Annotated in this window: 17 protein-coding genes, 5 tRNA genes and 8 pseudogenes; 10 read left to right on the forward strand and 20 right to left on the reverse strand. The window is 63.2% G+C overall.

The features are described 5' to 3' along the window. Positions 1-89 precede the first annotated feature (89 nt). Both IPK20_21290 and IPK20_21295 read right to left on the reverse strand, forming a co-directional pair. Positions 90-1,982, reverse strand: a pseudogene (locus tag IPK20_21290) (ATP-binding cassette domain-containing protein). A 104-nt stretch (positions 1,983-2,086) separates the two neighbouring features. Next, complete coding sequence (locus IPK20_21295; GenBank protein MBK8018979.1) at positions 2,087-2,644, reverse strand: YaeQ family protein; 558 nt, start codon at positions 2,642-2,644, stop codon at positions 2,087-2,089. Positions 2,645-2,699: 55 nt separating this feature from the next. On the opposite strand from IPK20_21295, the gene IPK20_21300 reads away from it, so the two are divergent. Both IPK20_21300 and IPK20_21305 read left to right on the forward strand, forming a co-directional pair. Continuing rightward, positions 2,700-2,775: transfer RNA gene (locus IPK20_21300), tRNA-Arg, on the forward strand. A 192-nt stretch (positions 2,776-2,967) separates the two neighbouring features. Then, positions 2,968-3,672: an alpha/beta hydrolase gene (locus IPK20_21305; protein ID MBK8018980.1), complete on the forward strand. Its 705-nt coding sequence runs from the start codon at positions 2,968-2,970 to the stop codon at positions 3,670-3,672. Here the strand turns inward: IPK20_21305 and IPK20_21310 are convergent. Continuing rightward, the gene (locus IPK20_21310; protein MBK8018981.1) at positions 3,641-4,051 is read right to left on the reverse strand and encodes a hypothetical protein; all 411 of its coding nucleotides are present in this window, start codon (positions 4,049-4,051) and stop codon (positions 3,641-3,643) included. The genes IPK20_21305 and IPK20_21310 overlap by 32 nt on opposite strands. 347 nt (positions 4,052-4,398) lie before the next feature. Here IPK20_21310 and IPK20_21315 point away from each other — a divergent pair. The 4 genes and pseudogenes from IPK20_21315 to IPK20_21330 all read left to right on the forward strand — a co-directional run bounded on the left by IPK20_21315 (position 4,399) and on the right by IPK20_21330 (position 7,838). Next, a pseudogene (locus IPK20_21315) lies at positions 4,399-5,916 on the forward strand (fibronectin type III domain-containing protein). Next, positions 5,867-6,730: a HupE/UreJ family protein gene (locus IPK20_21320; GenBank protein ID MBK8018982.1), complete on the forward strand. Its 864-nt coding sequence runs from the start codon at positions 5,867-5,869 to the stop codon at positions 6,728-6,730. Before IPK20_21315 ends, IPK20_21320 begins: the two are co-directional and overlap by 50 nt. Positions 6,731-6,841: 111 nt before the next feature. Continuing rightward, positions 6,842-7,309, forward strand: a complete 468-nt coding sequence (locus IPK20_21325; GenBank protein ID MBK8018983.1) for a DUF1566 domain-containing protein — start codon at positions 6,842-6,844, stop codon at positions 7,307-7,309. Between the two features lie 124 nt (positions 7,310-7,433). After that, positions 7,434-7,838: a DUF1566 domain-containing protein gene (locus IPK20_21330; protein ID MBK8018984.1), complete on the forward strand. Its 405-nt coding sequence runs from the start codon at positions 7,434-7,436 to the stop codon at positions 7,836-7,838. Positions 7,839-7,869: 31 nt separating this feature from the next. Here IPK20_21330 and raiA read toward each other — a convergent pair. The 10 genes and pseudogenes from raiA to IPK20_21380 form a co-directional block, all read right to left on the reverse strand. After that, positions 7,870-8,240: pseudogene (gene raiA / locus IPK20_21335) on the reverse strand (ribosome-associated translation inhibitor RaiA). A 375-nt stretch (positions 8,241-8,615) separates the two neighbouring features. After that, positions 8,616-9,379, reverse strand: a pseudogene (locus IPK20_21340) (SDR family oxidoreductase). A 21-nt stretch (positions 9,380-9,400) separates the two neighbouring features. After that, entirely contained in the window at positions 9,401-9,865 is a 465-nt protein-coding gene (locus tag IPK20_21345; GenBank protein MBK8018985.1) for a MaoC family dehydratase, read from the reverse strand. A 92-nt stretch (positions 9,866-9,957) separates the two neighbouring features. After that, on the reverse strand, positions 9,958-10,149 hold the full coding sequence (locus IPK20_21350) for a putative motility protein (GenBank protein MBK8018986.1): 192 nt from the start codon (positions 10,147-10,149) through the stop codon (positions 9,958-9,960). Between the two features lie 18 nt (positions 10,150-10,167). After that, complete coding sequence (locus tag IPK20_21355; protein ID MBK8018987.1) at positions 10,168-11,244, reverse strand: AI-2E family transporter; 1,077 nt, start codon at positions 11,242-11,244, stop codon at positions 10,168-10,170. Between the two features lie 158 nt (positions 11,245-11,402). Then, positions 11,403-12,288, reverse strand: a pseudogene (gene htpX / locus IPK20_21360) (protease HtpX). A gap of 72 nt (positions 12,289-12,360) precedes the next feature. Next, positions 12,361-14,260, reverse strand: a pseudogene (locus IPK20_21365) (ATP-binding cassette domain-containing protein). 45 nt (positions 14,261-14,305) lie between these two features. Then, positions 14,306-14,381: transfer RNA gene (locus IPK20_21370), tRNA-His, on the reverse strand. 81 nt (positions 14,382-14,462) lie between these two features. Further along, positions 14,463-14,539, reverse strand: a tRNA-Arg gene (locus IPK20_21375). 39 nt (positions 14,540-14,578) lie between these two features. Then, positions 14,579-14,655 (reverse strand) — tRNA-Pro (locus IPK20_21380). A 372-nt stretch (positions 14,656-15,027) separates the two neighbouring features. Here IPK20_21380 and IPK20_21385 point away from each other — a divergent pair. Beyond that, positions 15,028-15,291: pseudogene (locus IPK20_21385) on the forward strand (transcriptional regulator). Between the two features lie 258 nt (positions 15,292-15,549). On the opposite strand, the gene IPK20_21390 reads toward IPK20_21385, so the two are convergent. After that, positions 15,550-16,167 carry a PEP-CTERM sorting domain-containing protein gene (locus tag IPK20_21390; protein ID MBK8018988.1) on the reverse strand — a complete coding sequence of 206 codons (618 nt, stop codon included), beginning with the start codon at positions 16,165-16,167 and terminating at the stop codon, positions 15,550-15,552. A 303-nt stretch (positions 16,168-16,470) separates the two neighbouring features. Between IPK20_21390 and IPK20_21395 the strand changes: the two genes are divergently transcribed. Then, a complete protein-coding gene (locus IPK20_21395) occupies positions 16,471-17,259 on the forward strand; it encodes an SDR family oxidoreductase (GenBank protein MBK8018989.1) in 789 nt (262 codons plus the stop codon). A gap of 23 nt (positions 17,260-17,282) precedes the next feature. Here the strand turns inward: IPK20_21395 and IPK20_21400 are convergent, their stop codons facing one another. The 3 genes from IPK20_21400 to IPK20_21410 all read right to left on the reverse strand — a co-directional run bounded on the left by IPK20_21400 (position 17,283) and on the right by IPK20_21410 (position 20,831). Next, positions 17,283-18,305 (reverse strand): endonuclease/exonuclease/phosphatase family protein, encoded by a 1,023-nt coding sequence (locus IPK20_21400; protein MBK8018990.1) that lies wholly within the window; start codon positions 18,303-18,305, stop codon positions 17,283-17,285. A gap of 328 nt (positions 18,306-18,633) precedes the next feature. After that, positions 18,634-20,127: a HAMP domain-containing histidine kinase gene (locus IPK20_21405; protein ID MBK8018991.1), complete on the reverse strand. Its 1,494-nt coding sequence runs from the start codon at positions 20,125-20,127 to the stop codon at positions 18,634-18,636. Continuing rightward, complete coding sequence (locus IPK20_21410; GenBank protein ID MBK8018992.1) at positions 20,124-20,831, reverse strand: response regulator transcription factor; 708 nt, start codon at positions 20,829-20,831, stop codon at positions 20,124-20,126. Before IPK20_21410 ends, IPK20_21405 begins: the two co-directional genes overlap by 4 nt. 197 nt (positions 20,832-21,028) lie before the next feature. Between IPK20_21410 and IPK20_21415 the strand changes: the two genes are divergently transcribed. Continuing rightward, positions 21,029-21,835, forward strand: coding sequence for a spondin domain-containing protein (locus IPK20_21415; GenBank protein ID MBK8018993.1), 807 nt, complete (start codon positions 21,029-21,031; stop codon positions 21,833-21,835). A gap of 218 nt (positions 21,836-22,053) precedes the next feature. Here IPK20_21415 and IPK20_21420 read toward each other — a convergent pair. After that, positions 22,054-22,143, reverse strand: a tRNA-Ser gene (locus tag IPK20_21420). 185 nt (positions 22,144-22,328) lie between these two features. Here IPK20_21420 and IPK20_21425 point away from each other — a divergent pair. Then, a pseudogene (locus tag IPK20_21425) lies at positions 22,329-23,014 on the forward strand (Bax inhibitor-1/YccA family protein). Between the two features lie 84 nt (positions 23,015-23,098). On the opposite strand, the gene rlmD reads toward IPK20_21425, so the two are convergent. Both rlmD and IPK20_21435 read right to left on the reverse strand, forming a co-directional pair. Beyond that, positions 23,099-24,379: a 23S rRNA (uracil(1939)-C(5))-methyltransferase RlmD gene (gene rlmD, locus IPK20_21430; protein ID MBK8018994.1), complete on the reverse strand. Its 1,281-nt coding sequence runs from the start codon at positions 24,377-24,379 to the stop codon at positions 23,099-23,101. Between the two features lie 26 nt (positions 24,380-24,405). After that, complete coding sequence (locus IPK20_21435) at positions 24,406-25,185, reverse strand: 3'-5' exonuclease (protein ID MBK8018995.1); 780 nt, start codon at positions 25,183-25,185, stop codon at positions 24,406-24,408. Between the last annotated feature and the right edge of the window lie 252 nt (positions 25,186-25,437).

Genomic DNA, 25,437 nt, shown 5'->3' on the forward strand with positions numbered 1-25,437 from the left:
GCTGATGTTGTCCCGTTCGGATAATTCGCTCGGCTGGCTCATCATCCTCCCTTTGTCTGGCGGGATATTGCGGCGGATAAGGCGGCCGATCAAGCTCGGGCGCGTTCCTCCAGATCCTGCCACCGCGCATAGGCTTCCGCGATCTCGCGCTCCAGCTGGGCACAGCGTTCCTGGGACTGCTTCACCCGCCCTGGGTCCGTCCGGTAGACCTCGCCATCTGCCAGCACCGTGGAGAGCTCGGCCAGCTCGCTTTCCATGGATTCGATGCGTCCCGGCAGTGCCTCCAGGTCTTTCTTTTCCTTGAAGCCCAGCCCGGACCTGGCTTGACGGGGCCGAGTCTGCCTTTCGGCTTTCTGCACCTCAGCGGCCGGAATCCTTCCACCGGCGCGGGGCGCTGCCGGAGCCAGTCGTCGTAGCCCCCCACGTATTCCTTCAAGGCTCCGTCGCCTTCGAATGGATGACTTCCGTGACCGTGTTGTCGAGGAACTCCTGGTCATGGCTCACCAGAAGAACCGTGCCCTCGTACTCGCGACGAGCGCCTCGAGCAGTTCCAGCGTCTCGATGTCGAGATCGTTGGTCGGTTCGTCCAGCACCAGCACGTTCGCCGGGCGGGCGAACAGGCGGGCGAGCAACAGGCGGTTGCGCTCCCCTCCGCTCAGCGACTTCACGGGCGATCGGGCGCGCTGCGGCGCGAACAGGAACTCGCCCAGATAGCTCATCACGTGCTTCCTGGTCTTGCCGATTTCGATCCAGTCCGAGCCGGGGCTGATGACGTCGGCCACGCTCGCCTCAGGATCGAGTTGTGCCCGGAACTGATCGAAATAGGCGACCGACAACCGGGTGCCATGGCGCACGTGTCCGGAGTCCGGTTCGATCTCCCCAGCAGCAGCTTGATGAAGGTGCTCTTCCCTGCGCCGTTGGGCCCCACCAGGCCAATCCGGTCTCCCCGCATGATCCGGCCGCTGAAGTCGCGCACCACCACGCGGTCACCGAACGCCTTGCCGACGTGCTCGAACTCCGCGACGAGCTTTCCGGAGCGTTCGCCTTCGTCCAGTGCGAGCGTGACCTTGCCCATGCGTTCCCGCCGCTCGGCCCGGGAGATGCGCAGCCTCCAGCCGCCGCACCCGGCCTTCGTTGCGCGTGCGCCGGGCTTCCACGCCCTTGCGGATCCACGCTTCCTCCTGCGCAAGGACCTTGTCGAACTTGGCGTTCTCGATCTCTTCCTGCTCGAGCATCTGTTCCTTGCGCTGGCGATACTCCGAGAACCTGCAATCGAAAACACGCAGCCGGCCACGGTCGAGTTCCAGGATCCTCGTCGCCACCTTGTCCAGAAAGCGCCGGTCATGGGTCACGACCAGCACGGCACCGTTGAACTCCTGCAGCACGCCTTCCAGCCACTCGATGGACTGGATGTCCAGATGATTCGTCGGTTCGTCGAGCAGCAGCAGATCGGGTCCCAGCACCAGCGCCCGCGCCAGTGCCACCCGCTTCCGCTGACCACCCGACAACGTCTCGGTGGCGACATCCGCGTCCAGTTCCAGTCTCGAAATCGTCGCCTCGACCTTCGCCTTCAGACTCCAGCCATCGCCGGCTTCCAGCACCGACTGGATCTCGGCAAGGCGCTCCAGGACCGCACCAATGTCATCGCCCGCCGTGGACGCTCGATGGGCCAACTCGTGGTACTCCGTGATCGCCGTGCGCACGGCACCCAGCCCCTCCGCGACGGCCTCGAACACGGAGCTCCCGGCGGCGATTTCGGGCTCCTGGGGGACCCATGCGACACGAGCCTCCGGCGAACGCCAGATCTCGCCGTCGTCGGGCGGTTGCAATCCGGCAACCACCCGCATGAGCGTGGACTTCCCGGTGCCATTGCGGCCGATCAGTCCAAACCGGTCGCCACGGTCGACGACGAGGTCCAGGCGGTCGAGGAGCGGCACATGGCCGTAGGCTTGAGAGATTCCGGTAAGCGTGAGGATCGGCATGTCAGTCGGTGGGACGCCAATGGCGCCCGGAGAGATTCATGGAAGACAGGCGCCAGAGGTCGGGCCGGATGCACCCGGCCAGCGCCGGCGTGAGCGACGGCCCGTCAGGCGTTTTCTTCGGCTGCCTGCAGCAACGCGACGGGTTGAATCGAGAGGGTGTGCGCCTGTGTCCCGAACCACAATTGACCATCCTGGATCGTGCACTGAAGCGCCATGTTTCTCTCGGCCAGCGCCGCCATGGCCTGAGTCGCCTCGGGCGGGATGTTGATCACGGAAAGGTTTGACACTCGGCTCAGGTCACCGCCGTTCTGCCGCCACCAGACATCCACGCCCCGTCCACCGTAGGTATACACGCGCACCCTGGGGGAACGTCCCGACGCCTTGCGCAGCCGCTTGGGATCCGGCAACCCGACGTCGATCCACTGCTCGATCGCACCGGTGTAGTCGCGCAGCCAGAGATCCGGCTCTTCGTCGGTGCTGAGCCCCTTGCCGAACTCGAGTCGTTCGCCGGCGTTGAGCGCAAAGGCAAGGATGCGCACCATCATGCGCTCGTCCGTTTCGGACGGATGCCGCGCCACCGTCAGGGAATACGTGCCGTAGTGCTGCCGGTCGAGGTCCGACACCTGCAGATCGGCCTTGAAGATCGTCGATTTGAGAGCCATGACGCATGATAGGCGATGGAGCCTTGCGCGTCTCGGCTACAATCCTCGACCTCGCGCCCCGGTAGCTCAGTGGATAGAGCAACCCCCTCCTAAGGGGTAGGTCGCACGTTCGATTCGTGTTCGGGGCGCCAATCCGACGGACTGTGCATGCTCGCCACGCCGTCCCGCCGGGACGCCGGACGCATCGCAGCCGTCTCCGTCTCCGGAGGACAAGTGACCGGAACCTCCTTGCATCGCATCGACCGGGGACACGGTCTGCCCGTTCTTGTCTTCATCCACGGCTTCACCTGCAGTTCGTCCGACTGGCGCCTCAGGTCGAGGCCTTGTCAGAGCGGTATCGTTGCATCGCGCTCGACCTGCCCGGTCACGGGCGATCGCGAAGCCCGGCCGATCCGACCCTGCGATCTCTGGCAAACGCGGCCAACGACTGCCTCGACTCGCTGCGCATCGATGAAGCCGTGCTGATCGGACACAGCATGGGTTGCCGGATGGTCACGGAAATGTACGCGCATTCTCCAGCTCGTGTACGCGGTCTCGTTTACGTGGATGGGAGCCTCTCACCCCAAGCATCGCCGGACGATGCGGTGGCCCAGTTCGAAGAGATCATCGGACGCATCGGCATGGGCGAGTTCCTGCGCAGGTTGTACGAGGGGTTCTTCGTGGCGGACACACCCGAGGGCGTCCGGTCCACCGTGCTCGAACAACTGCCGCGTGTGGATCCGGCGTTCGCACGTTCTCTTTGGCTGGACCTGGTGCGATGGGACGCCTCGAGATACCGGTCCCTGCTGCCGACAATCGCCGTACCGACCCTGGTCATCCAGTCCACGTATCTCGACGCCTCGACCAGGCGCTCGTCTCTCGAACCTGGGCAATCGCAATCCTGGCTCGAGGAGCTGTCGCGCTCTATCCCGGATGTCCGCATCGAAGTGATTCCGGGGATCGGGCATTTCCCGATGACCGAGGCGCCGGACCGCACCATCGAACTGATAGGTGCCTTCACAGAATGGATCGCTCGGGGCCGCCCATGACTCTTTCGTCGTTCACTCCGCCGCCGGGCGTTCCGGCGGCCATCCCGGTTCCGGTCTCTCCTTGATTTCTGCCAGACGCGCTTTTTCGGTCGCCCCAGCCATGATCGACTCGAAGGTCTCCCACGCTGTCGCTGCGCCAGCCGTAATACAGGAACGCCGCGACTCCACTGAGCGCGACGATGGCCGTTCCGGGACCGTCCTTCAACCGGTCGGACAGCATGACGACGGCTGCACTCCCGACGACCACGGACCACGAAATGGCTGCCTGTGTCCTGAGCACCCGGTGAAGCCACTCGATCGACCGATCCGGATTGCCGGAGTGGGATACGGGAGAAGCACGGCGAGCCGCGCCCGAAGTTTGATGAGCAAGTTGTTTCATGGGGAGCCACAACGACTGAATCGGGAAAGAAACGAGAAACGTCCTCGAGAAAACCCTCGGCAGGAAGATCCCGCGCGACTGAACCGGACCACGGGCTCATTTGGCACCACTCCCGTTTCCGGCGAATGCCAGCAGATCCTCTCGCCTTTGGTCCGGCCGGACTCAGGGGACCGGATGGACGCTGCATTCGGCCGAGCCCCAGGGCGGTGTTCCCGCGAAGGGGACGTTGGTCCGAAACCGGGACCGCTCGCTCACTGATCTGATCGAACTACGAATTCTCTGAACGTGCTCACTACCGTGTAACGGCCGCTTGGGAGACTCCAGCCATCAACTCGCGGGAGTCTTGCATGGGGACCCTAAAGAATCGCTTCGGGGAATGGGCATTGCGCCTGGCGGGCGCGGCGGTTCTTCTCTGGATCTCGGCGGCTGCATTCGCCGCCGACATGGTGCCCTACCTTCAGGCGGCCTCCTCCACTTCCGTCTACGTCACCTGGAAAACGGCGGCCGCTGCGACGTCCATCGTCGAGTACGGCCCGGCCGAGGCACCCTCAATCAGCAAACGTCCGGGACTGCGCAGAGTCTTGCCTCGAACTATTACTTTCACGGCGTCAAGCTGAGCGGCCTGTCGCCTGACACCGTATACCAGTACCGCATCCGCTCCGGTGCCCAGACCTCTCCCGTCTACCGGTTCAAGACCGAACCGGCGTCCAGCACGGTCACCGGGAAGTTCAGGATCTCTTGTGGGCGACCACCAGATCCGCGATCAGGATCGTCATTTCCGGCTCGTGAACGCCGCCCGGGCCAAACTGGAAGCAGAGTACGGCAAGCCCATCGAGGAGGTGCTGAACCTGATCGTCAACGACGGCGACCAGGTCGATGTGGGTACATTGGACCACTACGAGAACCTGCATTTCTGGCAGTCCTCGCCGATGTCGAAGAACGTCCCCATCCAGACCACGCTGGGCAATCACGAGACCTACTACGATCCGGGACTCACCAACTGGAAGGGACACTTCTTCCACGGGACGATCGCGTACAAGACGCATGTGGCCGGGCCCGACGAGCGCTACTACGCCAACCACGTCGGACGTGTTCTGTTCATCCACCTGGACAGCGAGGCCCCCAGCGCTTCCCAGAAAGCCTGGGTCCAGCAGGTAATCAATACCGCCAAGGACGATCCGGAAGTGGACTGGATCATCAGCGTCCTGCATCGCCCATATCAGGCAGAACAGTACGTCGGCGATATCTCCACGTGGCTGCGCAATGAAATCATGCCGATCCTGTCTTCCACGCGCAAACACGTATTGAACGTGGCGGGCCATCACCATTTGTACGCTCGCGGTCAGACTCGCGATTTCCCGACTTATCACATGATCTCCGGCGGCACGGCGTGGGACCAGTTCTGGGGCCAGTCGACCGAGCGCGACTTCGATGATGTACAGAAGACGATCGCCAACTGGACCTGGCGAACGCGTAGGGCAGGAAGACGGTGGCGGGTGAGGGTGGCTCTTCGCCTTGGCGAGCTCCACTGCCCATGCGCACGTGTCCGGGTTCACGGATACGTCGATTCAGATCGCGGCCACCGGCGTGCGGATCATCTACTCGGTGCCTGCGGACAATCTGCTGGAACTGGCGGGCGACCCCGGAAAGGCAAGCCCATCGTCCGCCCTGCCTGTCGTGTATCTGGAACGGGTGAAAGGCGGATGGCAGGTCGAAGCGTCCGGAGAAAGATGCCTTCTTTCACAGGCGCTGAGCCGAACTCTGGAAGCAGTGGGGTCCCACCAGTACCAGTTCACGTTCGTTCGTCCGGCCGGCATGCGCGAGCTGTCGATCCGATACTCGCTCTTCTTCGAGAAGTGGCCTGACCACGAGAACTTCGTTCGTGTTTTCATGGCCGGCCAGCGTCAGCGCATGCGATTCACGGCCGAACAGCCGACGCTGTCAATCCCCGTTGCAGATCTGCTCCGTCAATGGGGGAGTTCCCTCGCCTCGGGGTTCTTCGACAGCGATCCCAACCATCGCTTCTCTCTGGACGCGCAAGCACCTGACAACCCCGTGCCCGGCATCCAGGAAGTCCAGCCCAGTCTCGGCAGGCTGCAGCTTTCACAGGTCGATCCAGGGTTCGTCTCTCTGGGCGTCAAGCACATCTTCGCCGGATTCGATCACGTGCTGTTCATTGTCGGACTGGTGATGCTGGCCCGGCGCGGCCGCGAACTCCTCGCGCTGGTCACGGCGTTCACGGTGGCGCACGCCGTGACGATGGCGTTATCCACGCTCGGCATCCTGAGACTGGACCCTAATTGGACGGAGCCGATGATTGCCTTGACCATCGTCTACATCGGCGTGGAGAACTTGCTGGCGCTGTACCGCGCGAGAGATGCCGGAACCCACCCCCGTCGCAGCGCGCACTGGCGGAGAATCGGCCTTGTATTCGTGTTCGGACTCATTCATGGTGTGGGCTTCAGCTATGTCCTTCGCGAGATGGGTCTGCGCGAGGACCTGCTCGGTGCCCTGCTGTACTTCAATGCCGGTGTCGAACTGGGGCAGATCGGAATCATCGCGGTCACACTCCCCGCTCTACTGCTCTGGGACCGGGCGCGATGGGGCCGTCATTTCAGCGTCGCCGTCTCCGCTGCAGTCACCCTCATCGGTGCCGCACTGCTCGTTACCCGGCTTTGAGCATGGCCTCCACACTTGAAGCTTCCCTCGCCCGACGAATCGCAGGGATCACCACTCGCATTCTTGTAGCGAGCGTACTGATGTTCACGCTCGCATGCGCCAACGTACCGTCTGCATCCGCCGAAGCCACGATCCAAGAGGGGTCGGCTCGCCGCCTCCGGACCCCTTGTCTACGACCCGAAGACGGATCTCACGTGGCAACGCTGCGCGCTCGGGCAGCGCTGGTCACCCTCAGGCGAGCGTTGCGATGGCGAACCGGCACGAATCACGTTCGACGAGGCCAAGACGCTGGAATCCAAGGGATGGCGCGTTCCCACACTGGACGAGTTGATGTCCATCGTGATGAAGGACCGCATGCCCACGATCGACAGTCAGGCCTTCCCGGATACGTTCCCCGTCTATTTCTGGGCCACGGACAACCGCGACCGTTCCTCTGCCTGGTACGTCTTGTTCGAGAACGGCCGCTCCAACCACTACTTTCCACCCCGTACGAATCGCGACGCCGTGCGATTCGTACGTACCGGGCCCTGGACCAAGGACGCCGGACCACGGCCACCCGGGCACTCACGAAAGCCCTGATGTGGCAGCGCCATCCGCTCTGTGTCTTGATCCTGGCCGGGTGGTGCTGCGCCATGCATATGCCCTGGAAGGCACACGCTTCGACGGACGCCTCCCCCATGCGAACCCCCAGGACCACGCGCCCGTGACGGCGGACGGAAGGCGCCGGTTCGTGGCGGATGGCGAGATCGTGCTTGACCGACACACGGGACTAACGTGGAAACGCTGCAGCGCGGGCCAGCGCTGGACGACAGGACTTGGCTGCGTAGGCCTTGCCACGAAGCTCTGGTACGAAGAGGCCCGGCAACTGCAGTCGGCGCGCTGGCGATTGCCGACCGTAAACGAATTGCAGTCCCTCTACGACAAGGGACCCCAGCCGGCGGATCCGGAAGCCTTCCCGGATGCTCCACCGACTTGGTACTGGGCCTCAACCCCACGGGGCGAACCTGCGGTCTGGGGCGTCCCGTGCGGTGACGACGGCAACGACAGCTGCTATCAGAGCGAATCCAAGGCCGTGCGACTCGTGCGCCGCCGGCAAGCTGTCAAGTAACTGGAGCGCCCCCACACTCCGTGTCCATGCATTACTCGGCAGCGTCGATTGCATCCCCTGCCGGGCGAGCCCCGCTGTCGTGGTGCTTCACCTCACCGCGCAGCCTTCGCGCATATTCCTCCAGTTGCCGCTTGGCGGCGTCGAAGGCGTCCCTCAGGGCCACGTAGGCGTCCTCGTCCTCGTGGCGGTTGATCACGATGTCTTCTCCGGGAACGTGGAGGCTGATATGGACGCGGAAAGTCTTCCCTGATGCTTGTGCTTGTGGGGCTGTTCCAGCGTCACATGGCACGAAGTGAGATGGGCGAAATGCGCATCGAGCTTGGCGGCCTTCTCGCGGATATGAGTTTCTAGCGCGTCGGAGTGCGCCATGTCGCGGAACGTGATCTGTAGCGGATTCTGCACGGTGTATCTGCTCCTGTTCGTGTCGGCGGACCCGGGCGGCGCAACCCTCCCTACTGCGCTTCCCGTCGACCTCGTCCGATTGGACCGTGGACGGTGACAGGGATGTTGATGAGCGTCAATTGGCGCTCTGGCCCATCCGTCCACGCCCGGTCATCCAAGTGTATCGCCGTCTGCCGGAGGCCCCGTCCCCGTACCATCCGGGACCATGAGGGTTCACGGTCCGGCCGTGAATCGTTCCCCCTCGAGAGCCTTCCCGGAAACATCGATGAACGCGACGGACGCACCAGGAGCCGCAACGAAGCCACGCGACGCTGGAACGGCAGGGGACATTGTTGCGGAACTCGCGGCTCCCCGCACCTTCCGCCCTCGCAAGGATCAGATGGTCACGCCACCGTCGACGACGATCCCCTGCCCGGTCATGAAGGACCCTGCCTTCGAGGCCAGCAGCACCGCGACGCCGGCAATCTCGTCCGGTTCACCGATGCGGCGCAGCGGGGTCGTGGCCGTGTAGTGCTCGAGCGTATCGGGGTTCTCCCACAGCGCGCGGGCAAAGTCGGTCTTGATAAGTCCCGGCGCGATGCAGTTGATCCTGACGTTGTGCGGTCCGTACTCGACGGCAAGATTCCGCGCCAGCTGGAAGTCCGCCGCCTTGGAGATGTTGTGGCGCCGATCACTGCCGATCCCCGCAGACCGCCGATGGAAGAGACGATGATGATCGCGCCGTCGCGGCGCTCGATCATCTCCGGCACGACCATCTGGATGAGCCAGTGGTTGGAGATCACATTGTTGTCGAGCACCTTGCGGAACTGATCGTCGCTGATTCCTCCCAAGGGACCGTAGTACGGATTGGAAGCCGCATTGCAGACCAGTACATCGATGCGCCCGAATCGTTCGCGCGTCGTGTCGACGAGCGCCTGCAAATCCGGCTTGGACGAGATATTGGCGGGTTGTGATATCGCCCGTCCGGCTCCGAAACGCCGGTTGATGGAATCGGCCACCTCTACGCACGGACCCTCCTTGCGCGACGAGATGACCACGTTCGCCCCCTGCTCCGCCATGCGCTCCGCAATGGCCCGCCCGATGCCTCGCGACGAACCGGTCACGATGGCGACTTTTCCCGAAAGATCGAATAGCGACATGACGCACTCTCCCCGCGAGGTTCAAAAAAGTCCGGCCGTGATCCATTCGGCGACGATGGCCGGCTTGGCGCCGTTCTCGATCTCCACGGAGACCTCCCACGTGGCCTGCCAACGGTCGGACTTCACGTCCAGATTGCGCAGCAGGAACCGGCCACGCACCCGTCCACCTCTCGGCACCGGTGCGACAAAGCGCAACCGGTTGAACCCGTAGTTGACGCCGTTCCGCGTGCCTTCGATGAACGGACACACCTGATAGGCCATGCAGGAAAGCATGGAAAGCGTCAGGAAGCCGTGTGCGATGGTTCCGCCGAACGCGGTCGTCCTGGCCCGCTCAGGGTCCATGTGGATGAAGTACGTATCTTGGGTAAGTTCGCCGAACTGCTCGATCGTCTTCTGATCGAGCGTGAACCACTCCGACGTGCCGATCTCCTGACCCGTGAGGGCCGCGAGTTCAGCCGCAGAGGCGGACTTGGTGGGACCTTCCATGCGCGATTTCCTTCGAGAACGGCCGACCGGGCCGTGAATCGCGCAATGATCTCACAGCGCCCAGGGTCTTCCTGCGGGCACCGTAACCAGGCTCAGCCGTAGATGTTGAGACGTGTCCCGAGCGCCCCCTCGGTAGCAAGAGGTTGTGGAGTACCGATCAACTGGATCAGACCCGCAGCGGCGCCTGCTTCGGCGTCGAGTGCCTTCCTGAAGACGGCGGTCTGAACCTTGGCCTCGGTCTGGACCTGGCTCAAGGCGGATGACAATGCACTGATGGATTCCATGATCCGGCTCCGGACAGGCTACGGACCTATGTCGGCATCGGCAGCCGGTACTTGAGCGTCGAACGCGCGCTGCGCCGTCCATTCATCGATCAATCGGTAGGCCACCGCCAGCAGCGTCGGCCCGAGAAACACGCCGACGAAACCGAAGGCGAGCACTCCGCCGAGCACACCGATCAGCACGAGGATGAAGGGCAGGTTGGATCCGCGGCTGATGAGCAGCGGCTTGAGAAAATTGTCGATACTGCTCACCACGGCGACGCCCCAGATGACCAGGAAGATTGCCCACCCCGGCTGTCCCTGGTAGTAGAGCCAGATTGCCGCGGGTCCCCAGACCAGCGGCGGCCCGACGGGAACGACCGACAGGAAGAATGTCGCCACGCCCAGCAGCGCAGCCGCTGGCACGCCGGACACGGCGAAACCGATGGCAGCCAGAAGTCCCTGCGCGAGCGCGGTACCGAGAATCCCGTACACCGTCCCGCGAATGGTGGCGTGCGCAACGTCAGCGAGTTGCAGGGCCCGTTGGCCCGCGATACGTTCCGCCATGGTCCGCACGCGCGCGGCGAGGACGTCTCCATCGCGCCAGAAGAAGAACAGGATCATCGCACTCAGGGCCAGGGTGACGACACCCTCGCCCAATCCCCGGCCGACAGCCAGGGCGACCTGTTTCGCGGGATCGACCAAGGGTTTCAATTCCCGCGTCAAGGCACTGCTGTCCGTGGCCACAGCAAGCCATTTTGTGTGCATCCAGTGGCCTGCGACGGGCACGCCCTCCACCCAGGCCGGAGGCAACGGCAGACCGGATTCCATCCAGTCCCGGATCGTGTCGATCCATGGGTCCGCATGCTGAGCGATCGCGATTCCTCCCAGAGCCAGCGGCAATACCAGCACGAGAATGAACACGGTCGTCATGACGCCGGCCGCGATGTTGCTGCGCCCACCGAGCTGTGAACGGACGCGGCAGAAGATGGGCCAGGTGGCCAGGGCAAGAATGCCTGCCCACAGCACGGCCGACAGAAACGGCCGGAGAACCACGAAACAGGCAATGGCCAGCAGCACGAGCGCGGCAAGCAGGACGATGCGTTCGATACGGTCCAATCGTTTCCCCGGCGGGTTGTGGCAGGCTGAAGGAGAATGCCTGAAAAGCTGCGCTCGAGCACGCGGGCCCCGCAAGGCGACGCCTTCCCGTCAGCGCGGTTCCCGCAAGCGAAAACGGGGGCCGAAGCCCCCGTTCCAGTGACGCTACCGCTCGGGAATCACCGACCCTGCCCGGCCGCGCGCAACGCCTCGATCCTGCGTTCGAGCGGCGGATGCGACAGCAGAAGCGCCTTGAGCCCCTTCGCCGCCACCCGAGATGCCGAAGGCACGCATCCCGTCCGGCAGCGAGGTCGGCTCATGCAGGCGCTTGAGCCGTTCCAGCGCCGCGATCATCTTGTTGCGCCCGGCGAGCGAGGCGCCGCCGGCATCTGCACGGTACTCGCGCTGGCGGCTGAACCACATGACAATGACGCTCGCGAGCAACCCCAGCACGATTTCCGCCACCATCGTGGTCAGAAAGAAACCGATTCCGTGACCGCGCTCGTTCTTGAGAATGACGCGGTCCACCACGTAACCGACCACACGCGACAGGAAGATCACGAAGGTATTGACGACGCCCTGGATCAACGTGAGCGTCACCATGTCTCCGTTCGCCACGTGACTCACTTCGTGGGCGAGCACGGCTTCGGCTTCTTCCTGCGACATCGATCGCAACAGCCCGGTGCTGACGGCCACCAGCGCGCTGTTACGGCTCATGCCGGTTGCGAACGCGTTGACGTCGGGCGCGTCATAGATCGCCACCTCGGGCATGCCAATTCCTGCCTTCTCGGCTTGACGGCGAACGGTTTCCACGAGCCATCGCTCGGTGGGATCGCGCGGGTTCTCGATGACCATGGCGCCCGTGGACCGCTTGGCCATCCACTTCGACATGGCGAGCGAGATGAATGCACCCCCGAAGCCGAAAAGAGCTGCGAAAGCCAGCAATCCACCCAGGTTGAGACCGTTCGACGTCAGCCAGCGGTCGACACCGAGGATCCGGGCCGTCATCGACAACAACAGCACCACGGCGAAGTTCGTGGCGAGGAACAGGAACACCCGTTTCACTGAGTCAACCCTCCATCGAGGTCAATTTAGCCGCGCGTTGGAGCGGCACCTGCTGCACAAGTTCCTTGACGTTCATCCTGCCTGAGCCGCGAAGCCTTCCAGCTTCTCCTGCAGTTCCAGCCACTCCGTCTCGAGCAGTCCCGCATCACGCTTCAAGGCTGCCTGTTCCAGCAGGCATTGCTGCAATTCCGCCTTCTGCGCAACGCTGTAGATATCGGGGGCTGCGAGGCGGGTTTCAAGCAGGCGCAGCCGCGCTTCGGCCTTCTGCAGTTCGGCTTCCACGACCCGGACCCGCTGCTCCACAGGCTTTCGCACCGCCGACAGGCGCTGCCTGGCTTCCGCCTCCAGGCGCCGCTGGTCCTTGCGATTGGCCGTCCCGCCTCCCTGCGCCGGCTCCCCTGTCACGGCCTGGGACGATTCGAGCCATGTCCGGTAGTCGTCCAGGTCACCATCGAAGGGGCGCACAGCGCCGCCCGCGACGAGCCACAACTCGTCCACGGCAGAACGAAGCAGCGAACGGTCATGCGATACGAGAATCATCGCGCCACCGAAGGACTGCAGCGCGATGGTCAGAGCATTGCGCATGTCCAGGTCGAGGTGGTTGGTCGGTTCGTCCAGCAGCAAGAGGTGCGGCTTCCGGTACGCGATGAGCGCCAGCGCGAGCCTGGCCTTCTCGCCTCCGGACATGGGGCCCACCATCGCCACGGCGGCGTCCCCCCGAAAATTGAAGGTTCCGAGAAAGTCGCGATGATCCTGTTCGCGAACCTGCGGCGCCATCCGCTGCAGATGTCCCAGGGGCGTGTCGTCCACCCGCAACTGATCGAGCTGATGCTGCGCAAAGTAGCCGATGCGCACATCGCGCCCCGGTTCGCGCAACCCTGCCATGGGGTCAAGACTTCCGGCGATGAGCTTCACGAGCGTGGACTTGCCTGCCCCGTTCCTGCCGAGCAGCCCCAGCCGGGTTCCCGGACGGATCACCAGATCGACGTCGAAGAGCACCCTGTGATCGCCGTAGCCCGCGACGGCGTGTTCGAGCCGCAACAGCGGATCGGCCGCACCGCCCGGATCCGCGAACTCGAACGAGAACGGTGTGGCCACCTGGACCTGCGCCAGGATCTCCATGCGGTCGAGCGCCTTCAGCCGGCTCTGCGCCTGTTTCGCCTTGGTGGCCTTGGCACGAAAGCGATCCACGAAAGATCTCAGGTGGGCGATCTCGCGCTGCTGGCGCTCGTACATCGCCTGCTGATGGGGAGAGCACTTCGGCGCGGGTGCGTTCGAAGGCGGAATAGCCGCCCGGATAGAGCCGGAGCTGGCCTTGATCGAAGTGGCAGATTGCCTGCACGACGCTGTCGAGAAACTCCCGGTCATGGGAGATCACCAGCAGGGTCCCGGGGTAGTTGCGCAGCCAGTTTTCCAGCCAGAACACCGCATCCAGATCGAGGTGGTTGGTCGGTTCGTCGAGCAGCAGAAGATCGGACCGGCACATGAGGGCGCGGGCCAACTGCAGTCTTACCCGCCATCCGCCGGAGAATTCCCGCACGCTTCGACAGGAATCGTCGGCCGAAAACCCCAGTCCGTCGAGCAGCACCGACGCGCGCGCCACAGCCCCGTGACCACCGATATCCGCGAAGTGCCCGTGGAGTTCGCCGAGCCGGTGCCCGTCCGCACCGGCGGCGACGGTTTCAGCTTCAATTTGACGCAGTTCGGCATCTCCGTCGATGACGAAGTCCAGCGCCGAGCGGTCCAGATCGGGAACCTCCTGAGCAACGTGGGCAATGACCCACGACAAAGGAAGATCCGCATCACCCCCGTCGGGGCTCAGGTTGCCCTGCAACAGCGAGAACAGGCTGGACTTGCCGCACCCGTTGGGTCCGATGATGCCGACGCGCTGCCCGGGATGAATGCTGGCGGAGGCTGCGTCGAGCAGGAGTTTGGTGCCCCGTCGGAGCGACAGATTGCTGAGGCGGATCATCGGATGTTCCCTGCGCGGAGAGGCTGCGCAGCAACGGCAGGAAGGTGGGGTGGCGGATGGGACTCGAACCCACGACGACCGGAATCACAATCCGGGACTCTACCAACTGAGCTACCGCCACCATCGGTCGAACTGCCTTGGGGCAACGCGCCGAGGGCCGCGAGTATGAACAAATCCCTGTTCCGTGTAAACGTCCCGGTGATGGCGCGCCCGGAGGGGATCGAACCCCCAACCCCCGGCTTAGAAGGCCGGTGCTCTATCCGATTGAGCTACGGGCGCCGGCGTCTGGAATGCCCTCGGTCGAGGGCACAGGAACCGTGGTCGGGGTGAGAGGATTCGAACCTCCGACATCCTGCTCCCAAAGCAGGCGCGCTACCGGGCTGCGCTACACCCCGACGGGACGCGGACTATAGCGCCACGCCAGACAACGGGTCAAACCAACCCTTCTGCGGCGGGCCCGCATGCCGTGCACGTAGAACGCCCGAATAGTCCATCGTCAACTTGGCATAGTTGACTGCGTTCCGATGGAATGCCCGTTGCAAGTTGGACTCGTCGAAGTGGCAGGAGGCGGTCATTCCGATGGCAACGTGTCCCGATATGGAGCACGTGGCCCTGTGGAAGAACTCTTGTGCCATGACAAAAAGGGATATGTCAGGGCCGTATGCAACGTCACCGGAATCGCGAAGTGCGGTGTCTCTAGTTGCTGTCGATGCGATCTCATGGAAAGCACCCTGCCACGGATGTGATTCTTTCGTAACGAGGAACGTATGAAGACGCAAGACAAACTGTCCAATCCGCGCGAGATCCGTCGCCGGCTCGGGCTCAATCAGCAGCAGTTCTGGGGGATGATCGGTGTGACGCAAAGTGGCGGCTCCCGTTACGAAAGCGGTCGCAGCATGCCCAAGCCTGTTCTTCAATTGCTTCGCCTGGTACATGTCGACCGAATTGACATCTCGCGCCTGAGCCGCGCCGACTACGAGGTCATCTCCTATCTGAAGGCCTCCAAGCCGGAACTTTATCGCCGCCTCAAGACGCAAGCGAACGGCAACGGAACGCGCATTCCGCGCGCCAGCGCCATCTCGGCCCGGCGCGCCCCGATGGCCGCGCGTGCCTGATCTCCCGGCCACTCCGCCGCCCCTCTCGACGCGGCGGATGAACGAAAACGGCTCCTTCCAGGAGCCGTTTTCGTTTGCGTCGGTCAGAATTACTGAACGGTATGAACATCACCATGCTGAACAAAAGCACAGGGCCGCGGATGCAGCCCTGTGTCTGCCCATGAGAGGCAACCTTCAGCGTGTGCAACCTTTGCGTAACCTCAGTCCGACACCCACCAGACCGACACCCAGGAGCGCGTACTGGCTGGGCTCCGGCACCGGCACCGGCGTGCCACTGAACTGCATCTCCGCCACGGCATACGCGCCATCGCCCGTCACCGCATAGACGCGGGCAAACTTGGCTTGGACTGCGGGAAAGTCGATGGAAGCGACGTACTCGCCGTCCCCTGCAACGCTGGACATCGTGTCCATGCCACTGATCACTTCCCCATCGAAGGACAGGACGGTGAACAGCGTGTTCCAGTTCGTTCCATCCAGAGAGATCTGCACGCGGTAGAAGTCGTTGTTGTCCACGCTCATCCGCACATCGCTCAACGTGTAGACCTGGTCGAACGAGAGCGTGGTTGCTGCTGCGGCGCTGTCTCCCGGGGTGATCGCATCCTGGCCCTCCCAATGGACGTTCATCGCGTCGAGCCAGGAGGTGTACTCGTCGGGAATCACGCCATCGTGGATGAGGCTTGCATCGTTCGTCATTGTTCCCGAGATGGAGGACGACGAGACAATGACAGGAACGACGGCGTGGGCGGCGGATGCGGTGGCGGCAAGGGCCAGCGCGGCGATCAACTTCTTCATTGGAACTCCCGGCAAATGGGTGAGGGACCTCTCACGAATTGCCGCGTTGCAATGCCCATTCCACCACTCTATTATCTTGATAAATTGAATATTTCATCCTTCCTTTGCAGGCGGCTGTCAGGCTCCCCGACAATGCTCTCGACACACCGGAATCCGCCTTCCGTGTACGGAAGATCCATGCCCGGATTGTTCATCCCGCCGATCCTGGAATAACCTTCGCGCCAGTCGCAGTACACCGCCCGAGTATTGTTTCGTGCGGATTCGCTCCAGTCACACGGACCCCTTCACCGTCGCGAACCACCCATGAGCATTCTCGGCAGTCCATTCGATTGCGAGCACGATGTTGCCCTCGTGACCGGGGCAGGAAACGGAATCGGTCGGGCGATTGCTCAAGCGCTCGTGCGCGAAGGCGTGCGCACCATGTTCGCCGACATCAGTGCCGAGCGCGTCGCGGCGGCCATGGCCCAGGCATCCCGCCCGGAACTCGCCTTGGCCTGGATCGGCGATCTGGCCCGTCGCGACGAGCGCTCCCGATTGCTCGCCGATGCTCCTGCCACGCTGGGCACGATCACGCATTTCGTTCACAGCGCCTCGCCGCCCAGGCGAGAGGCCGACCATGCGTTTTCCGTGAGCGACGATACGTGGACAGAAATGCGTGAGGTGAACGTCGATGCGGGGTTCGAATTGTCGCGAGGCCTGGCACGGTCGCTCATCGCACAGAAGAGACCGGGGTCCTTTCTGTTCCTGACATCGCTTCATGCGGGAACACCCCGCAACCTGCCTCACTACAGCACCTCAAAGGCCGCACTTTCGATGCTGGTGAAGGAACTCGCCAAGACACTGGGCCGCTTCAGTATTCGCGTGAATGCCCTCGTGCCGGGTGCCATCGCGGCGGGCGGCTTCGTCGCAGACCCGGATATGGCTCGACACATACCGCTCGGACGTCTGGGCGGCGCCGCGGACCTCGCACCCATGGCGCTCGCTTTGCTGTCAGACCGCGTGTCCGGCTATGTCACCGGTTCCTCCATTGTCGTTGACGGCGGTCTGTCGCTCATGAACTGGTTCGAGCCGCCAGAACTGGACATGGCTTGATGCCGCCTTGGCGCAGAAGGACCTCAATCGTCCACGGCATCGGGCGTCGGTGAATTCACGGGCTGTTCGCCCATGCGGATCCGCTTCAGGTACTTCTCCGTGAAGTCGATCCGCAGTTCGATGAACAACGGCAGATGGTCGGACATCTGCCATGTCCTCCATTCCTTCGAGTAATAGGTCTTGCGTTTGACCACTGTATCCGGCCACTTTCCATTGGCTTTCCCGAGTGGAAAATAAGCCTCGGCCTCGTCCTCCGTGAACACGGCCTTGTAGTAGTTCAGCACTCCCGCGTTGTTCGCGCTCGGGCCCAGTTCCAGTTCGTCCCGCCGAACCAGAAACGCGATCTGGTCGTAGTTCTTGTCACCGCCGATGTTGCTCGCCCACCGCAGTGCGTTGCTGTCCAACGTGAGGTCGGCTGGCAGGATGAACTTGTGCTTGCGAAGCGCCTTCATCGTATCGTCCTCGGGGCTCACGACGTTCATGTCGCCAAGGAGGATGTAGTTCTGACCATCCTTGTCAGCCCGCTTCTTCAGGAACTTGGCGACCGCGTCGATTTCCGCGACCCGCCGCGCATAGCCGTCCCCGGAGTCGTCACCGTAGTACATGTGAACCGTGCAGAGATTGAACTTGAACCATCCGGACTGAAACCGCACAAGGAACGGGCTCCTCGCAAACTGGTGCTCGCCTCCGACCAGCGACGATTTCGGCAACACGATCTCGCCGGCAATGTGCTTGAACTGCACCTTGGTCTCGTCGAACAGGAACACCATGCGCTCGCCGTTTCCTGACGGCCCTTCGGTGACATCCGTCGCCACGTACCGCCACGCAGGCCCGAGCAGGTTCATCACCTTCTCGAATGGCCGCATATCCTCGTTGACCTCCTGCATTGCGACGAGGTCGAAAGCCGATACGACCTCGGCGATGTAGTGGAGCGATTCCGCGAGTCTTGGCCCCTGACCGAACTTGTCGGAGTCGAAGTCGCGCACGTTCCACGTTGCAAGCAGCAGGGTGTCGGTGGCGGTCCGCCCGGGAACGGTTCGCGCGATGAGTTTCCGCAGTGCATTGATATGGTCGATGGCCCTCTCGCGGTCCGCCGTCTTCCAGTACTTCAGGGGCCAGTACATGGGCATGGCTGTCTCCCGATCCAGGTAAGCAGGAAGTCGCCTCCACCAGGTCATGCCGACGGAACACGACATCGCGGGAATGATGCCGATCGAAGACCGCCGCAGCAACAGCAAACGTCAATAGTCGGCAGCGATCGGTGACAAACCGTGGCGACCTGCAAGCGAAGAACCCGAATTCCACTTCACCCTGCCGTCGTGCACGAAAGATATCTTGCAGGTCCGAAGTTCCGAAGGGCCGGGAGCCGCCCTGCTATGCCCGGGCAGCCTTGGCGACCAGCGGAAGCGCGAGACACAGACGCGTCCCCCCACGCGGCGCCGGCAATGTGCGCAGACTGCCCCCATGCAGCCAGGCGATTCTCTGTGTGATGGCCAGGCCCAGACCGCCGAACCCGCCGCCTGGCCGTGAAGGCGGCGATTCGCGCAGGGGCCGGCCGGCATCGAGGCGACTGGAAATCTCTCCCGGCAATCCGGGCCCGTCGTCTTCCACCAGTACCGTCACGCCCTGCCCTCTGTGCGTGAGGCTCACTCTTACAGGTCTCTGCCCGGCTCCATGACGTATGGCGTTGTCGATCAGATTCGTCAGTGCGCGGTCTATGAGTTGCAGATCGCCTTCCATGTCGATGGGACCCGGCGGCGAGCCGAGCAGGGCGACGGGAGACGGTCGCGCGGAAAGCTCGAATTTCTGTACCGTGTCGTGGACGAGTTCATCGAGACGAAATCGGTCCCGCTGCATGATCTCGTCCGTGGATTGGAGGCGCGCAAGCTCGAACAGTTGTTGAGACATGCGCCGCACCTTGTCACTCTGCGCAATGGCTGCAGCGACGTAGCGGCGCCTCTCCTCCGGCTCGATGGCGACACCGCGCTGTTGCAGAGCTTCGAGATAACCGTGAAGCGCGGTGAGTGGCGTACGCAAGTCGTGCGCTACATTGGCGATCACCTCCCGGTGTGCCGCCTGCTGGGCGGCCTGGTCCTTCGCCTGCGTCTCGATTCTTAGCGCCATCGTCTCGAATGATCGCCCGATCGCCGCGACTTCGTCTCCGGATGCGGCGGCAGACACGGCACCGTCGTCAGGATTCGATCGGTCGACACGAAAAGACTGCATTCTCAGAGCGAGCTGACGCAGCGGCCGCGTGAGGGATCGAACAGCCATGAGACCCACGATCAGGGTGAGCGCGAGTCCGGCGCCAATGCCCACTGCGATGGATGCCCACAAACGCCGCGAGCCCACGTTGCCCTCCGCGTGCATGCGGGCCTGCCCGTTGAGAACCACATAAAGATACCCGGGCGGACTACCGGACACCGAGGGGAACATGGCTGCGCTGAATATCTTGGGTCTGCCGGGCGCCTTGGGGTCCGAACCGGGTATCGGCAGGCTTTCGTCGGACAGGAAACGCCGCACTGCCTGCATGTTCACCTGGGCCTCCCGCACGTCACCAGGATCGCCAAGGTAGGCGCGGACGCGCCCGTCCTGGTCCAGCACGTAGACGTCGATGGCCGGGTTGACGGTCATCAGCATGTGCAGGAGGGAATCGAGCGCGGCCCGATCGAGGGCTCCATCCACGGGCTTCGTGACCTCCGGCCAGTGCTCGACGATGTGCCGTGCAAGTCCGTGCGACAGGCGCTGGAGCGTCTCGCGCTCGTGCTCGACCGTCACGTGGTGCTCCAGGAACGCCACGAACAAGCTGAAACCGAGCAGCAGCCCCGCAAATGCCACGACGATCCGATGGGAGAGTGACAGCGTCACTTCGACGTCACCCTGTCGCCGAAACGATAGCCCATGCCCCAGACAGTCTCGATGAGCCTGGGCGCCTGCGGGTCCTCCTCAATCTTGCTGCGCAGGCGATTGATGTGAGAGTTGACCGTGTGTTCATACCCGTCGAATCCGGTACCCCACACGCGATTGAGCAGATCGGTCCGGCTGAAGATCTGCCGCGGATGACGTGCCAGGAAGTGGAGCAGATCGAACTCCCGCAACGTGAGTGTCACCACCTGTTCCCCGCGCCTCAATTCTCGCCGGACCGGATCGAGCACGCACCCGCCGAAGCGAAGTTCCGCCGGCGCCGCGTCGGCACGGCGCAGTTTCGCTGCCCGGCGCAACAGCGCCCGAACCCGGGCCACCAGTTCCAGCACCGAGAATGGCTTGGGCAAGTAGTCGTCGGCGCCCAGTTCGAGTCCCAGCACCCGGTGAGTCTCGCTGGTCCGTGCGCTCACGATGATCAGGGGCACGTAGTCGGCTCGCTCCCGGATGTGGCGACACACGTCCAGCCCATCCGCACCCGGCAGCATGAGATCGAGCACGACGAGGTCGAACGCTTGGCGACCCATGGCTTCCATGGCATTTCTGCCATCGCTTTCCCGATGGACGGAAAAACCGGCCTGGTTGAGGTGCAGTGCCACCACCTCCGCAATGGCGTCGTCGTCCTCGACGAGCAGCAGGTTCTGGGTCATCCCACGCCTCGTGTGCCTGCGGGCTCCCGCCGCATTCGGATTTGACCACTTCGGGATTCCGAAGACCTCACGCAGCCGTGAACTTCCGGTGAGGACTCCGTGACCGTGTCCTGCGCACCATGGTAACGCCTGGATCCCGATTGTCCCGGAGTCCTCGTGCCACATACCGTCATGACTGTCGAAAAGGAGATACCCGAATGATCAGTACAAGAAGATTGGCCAGACCTCTCGCAACCTTCGTCGGCGTGCTCGGACTTGCGGGTGGCGCCAGCGCCGCGCAAGTCATGGTGACCGTCACCGTGGAGAACCTGACACCGGCGGGCAGCGTCGCATTCGCGCCGCTCACGCTCGGTTTCCATGGCGGCACCTTCGACGCCTTCAACATCGGCGATGCCGCTACACCCGAGATCATGCCGATTGCAGAGGGCGGCAATGGCGCTGCCTGGCTGGCGTCTCTCGCTGCCACCGATTCCACCTCGATCGGTGGAGCGGTGATTCCCTCGCCTGCCGGTCCGCTCACGCCAGGCGGCATGGCATCCGGCACCTTTCTGGTCGACACATCGGTAAACCCGTACTTCTCGTTCGGCACCATGGTCGTGCCAAGCAACGACTTCTTCATCGGCAACGACGATCCCATGGCCTACCGGCTGTTCGATAACGGAGGAAACCTGCTCATCAGCTCCATCACGCAACGCAGCCGGGACATCTGGGACGCCGGGTCGGGGATTCACGATCCGGCAGCCGCCGCGTTCGTCGGGAACGGATCGCTCCGGGCAGACCAGAATTCGGTGGTCGCGTTCAATTTCGCCGAGTTCGCGGCATACAACGGACTCCAGACGGCCGCAGGCTACACCTTCGACAGTCAGCTCGCGGCGAACAGCGAGATCTACCGGATCTCGTTCGATGTCGCGGCCGTCCCCGAACCGCAGACCTACGGCCTCCTGGCTGTGGGTCTGGCCATCGTGGGATGGGCAGGACGGCGTTCCGTCGTCCGTGTGAACTAGGTTTCCGCCGCATCGGGCCGGGGGCGAGGACAACCCTGCAGTTCGCGTGGGAGGACACGTTCGGGACAGCGCACCGGACCATCGGAGCGACCCGACAACCTCCCATGCGAATCCATTGGACCGTGGGCACGGGAGCGAGCGAGGTCGTGCGGCGGGGTGTCGGGAGCCACCATCCGGCGAAGAGACGAGACGGATACAAGCGCATCGCGACGAGAACTTGGCGGAGAGTGTGAGATTCGAACTCACGAGGGGCGTGAACCCCTGCCGGTTTTCAAGACCGGTGCAATCGACCGCTCTGCCAACTCTCCGTCACTACCATCCTGCGTCGACCCGGCCAGTTCCGGGTCCAGCTGACCTTACGGTCACCGCGCGCCGGGGTCAGGAGGATGATACCGCCCCTCGTCATTCTTGCCGACATCCAAGATTGAAACTAAGGGGGTGTTTGCGTAGTCTTAGGGGCTGACGTTCTCCCTACTTGTAAGAGGAAAACCTGATGCAGCCAAATGTGCAAGTCCTGTCCGGCAGCCGTGCCCTGGGCGTCTCTCAGCAGAAGGTGCTTCGCAATACCTACATGCTGCTTGCTCTCACCATGGTGCCGACCGTCATCGGGGCGCTCATCGGCATGTCGACGGCGGGTATCGTCGTACAGCACCCCATCCTTTCCAGCCTGGTCATGCTGGGCGGCGTGATCGGTCTCCAGTTCGCCATCGCTGCGAACCGCAACAGCGGCCTGGGCGTGGCCCTGCTCCTGGGCATGACGTTCCTCCTGGGATGGTGGTTGGGCCCCATGCTCAACTTCGCTCTGGCTCTGCGCAACGGCCCGCAGTTGGTGGGTCTGGCCGCAGCCGGCACCGGCGGCATCTTGCTGGCCATGAGCGCCATCGCCACGGGTTCCAAGCGGGACTTCAGCTTCATGGGCAAGTTCCTGGTGGTCGGCATGGTTATCCTGCTGGTGGCGAGCCTGGCCAACATGTTCCTGCACCTCCCCGCTCTGTCGCTCACCATCTCCTGCCTCGCCATCGGCGTTTTTCGTTGTTCCTGCTTCACGATGTCAGCCGGATCGTCAATGGCGGTGAAACCAACTACATCATGGCGGCCACGGGCGTGTACATGAGCCTGTACAACATCTTCGTGAACCTGCTGAACCTCCTGATGGCGTTCGGCGGCGAACGGGACTGACGTTTCCCGGCGCACCCGAATCGAGCAGGCGACCTTCGGGTCGCCTGTTCTGCTTTTCATGTACCCATTCGCGAACCCGCCACCTCATCGGTCGAACAGGGCGATGGACTCGACATGCGCAGTGTGGGGAAACATGTTGGCCACCCCCGCCCCGGTCAGACGGTAGCCCAACACGTTCACGAGAACGTTGGCGTCGCGGGCCAACGTGGCCGGACTGCAGGACACGTACACGATTCGACGGGGCTCCCTGCCCTCCAGCGACTTGACCAGTTCCATCGCACCGTCCCGAGGCGGGTCTATCAGCATCTTGTCGAAGCGGCCAAAGCGATCGAGATCTGCGGATGTCACGGCAAAGAGATTGGCCACGCGGAATTCCGCCCGGGAATCCAGATCGTTTCGCCGGGCATTGTCCGCAGCTCGCTTCACCAGCGATTCGCTGCCCTCGACGCCCACGACGCGAGCACCTCGCCGCGCGATGGGCAGGGAGAAGTTGCCCAGCCCGCAGAACATGTCCGCGATCCGTTCGCCCGGCTGCGGGTCAAGCATGCCTATCGCTCGCGCCACCAGCACCCGGTTGATCTGATGATTGACCTGCGTGAACTCCGTGGGTGAAAAATGGAGCCTCACGTCGAACTCCGGCAAGGTGTAAGCGACTTCCGGCCAGGGAAGCGGGTGAAGCGGGGTCACGGTCTCCGGTCCCTTGGGCTGGAGAGCCAAGGCGACGTTGTAGCGCACCGCGAAAGCCCTCAGGATCGCCTCGTCCTCGGGTGAGGGGGCCAACAGCACCCGGAACACCAGGACGTCCATCCGGTCCCCGATCGCCAGTTCGATCTGGGGCACGCGATCCCGGATGCTCAGCGAAGCGATGAGCTCCCGCAGCGGCACCAACAGGTCGGAAATGCGTCTTGGCACCACGTGGCATTCACGCATGTCGGCCACGTAGCTGCTGCGCCGCTCGTGAAATCCAACCAGCACGCCCCCCTTCTTGATCACATTGCGCACGGAGAAGCGGGCGCGATAGCGGTATTCCCACGCCGGACCGTGAATGGCCGGCAGGATCACGTCAGGCGTCACGCCACCGATGCGTCCCAGGCAATCCTCGAGCACGCGCTGCTTCACTGCAACCTGAGCGGATGGCGTGAGATGTTGCATGGAACATCCGCCGCAGACGCCGAAGTGCTTGCATCGAGGCTCCACCCGCTGGCTGCTCGCGTTCGAGATCCGCGCTGCGACCGCGAATTCGTACGATTGTTTCGACTTGAGCGTCTGGACGTGCGCTGTCTCACCCGGAAGCGCGCCGTCCACGAACACCACCTTGCCCTCTCGATGACCGACGCCCTTGCCTTCGTGATCCAGCGATTCGATCTCGACTTCCGCCCCTGCAATATCGTTCAAACCGTCTCCCACATCCGCAGGAATTGCCGCCAGTGTTCTCCGGGCAGCTTCTCCAGCGCTCCTCGCACCAACATGCACTCGTTCGCGTATGCCTCGCGGCCGAGCGCCCCTCTCATCAACTGAAATCGCAAATACACGAGGTACGTGTTGACCACGTCCGTTTCGCAATAGTCGCGAATGCCCTGGATCTGCCCGTCCAGATAGGCCTGCCAGACCTTCCCCCCCGCCATGCCCAGCTTTCCCGGGAAGCCCAGTATCTGCGCCAGCTCGTCCAGGGGAACACTTGCCCGCGGCTGATACATGGCCAGGAGATCCATCAGATCCAGATGGCGCATGTGGTAGCGGCTGATGTAGTTGTTCCACTTGAAGTCGCGGTCGTCTTCGCCGAGATCCCAGTACTTCGAGGCGACCACCCCGTTGGCCAGCCCGCGGTAGTGCAGTACCGGCAGATCGAACCCTCCGCCGTTCCAGGATACGAGCTGAGGCGCGTAGCGCTCGACGCCGTCGAAGAACCGCTGGATGAGTTGCCCTTCCGGCTCCTCCGCCTCACCCAGCGACCAGACACGGAAGTGGTCGCGATCCCTGAGGACGCAGGAGATGACGACGACCTTGTGGAGGTGGTGCTGGAGAAAATCCGACCCGGTCTGCTCGCGCCGCGCGCGAAAAGCCGCTTCGGCGACTTCGGCATCCGACAGGGAAGGATCGAATTCCCGCAGACGGCGCAGGGCAGCGACGTCAGGTACGGTCTCTATGTCGAAGACGAGGACGGGATTCACGGCTCAGCTTGGCGGCAAAGGCCGCGATTCTACATTCCGGCACAGGGCTTGCCTCGCGTCAGACCCACCGCGCCCGGCATTTTTTCCTGTGCCGTAGCGTTGATGCATGTCAGATAACCGCCAGGAAACGCCACCACGGGCTCCCGCAGCCAGGGTCCCGGTGCTAGCATGCCTTTTTCTTGTTGATAGTCCGTGCATTGCGACGGGCTCAGGGAGATCGAAGCAGTGAAAATCGAAGACATCGGGAGGCCC

It is taken from the genome of Betaproteobacteria bacterium (genome assembly GCA_016713305.1).
Lineage (GTDB): Bacteria > Pseudomonadota > Gammaproteobacteria > Burkholderiales.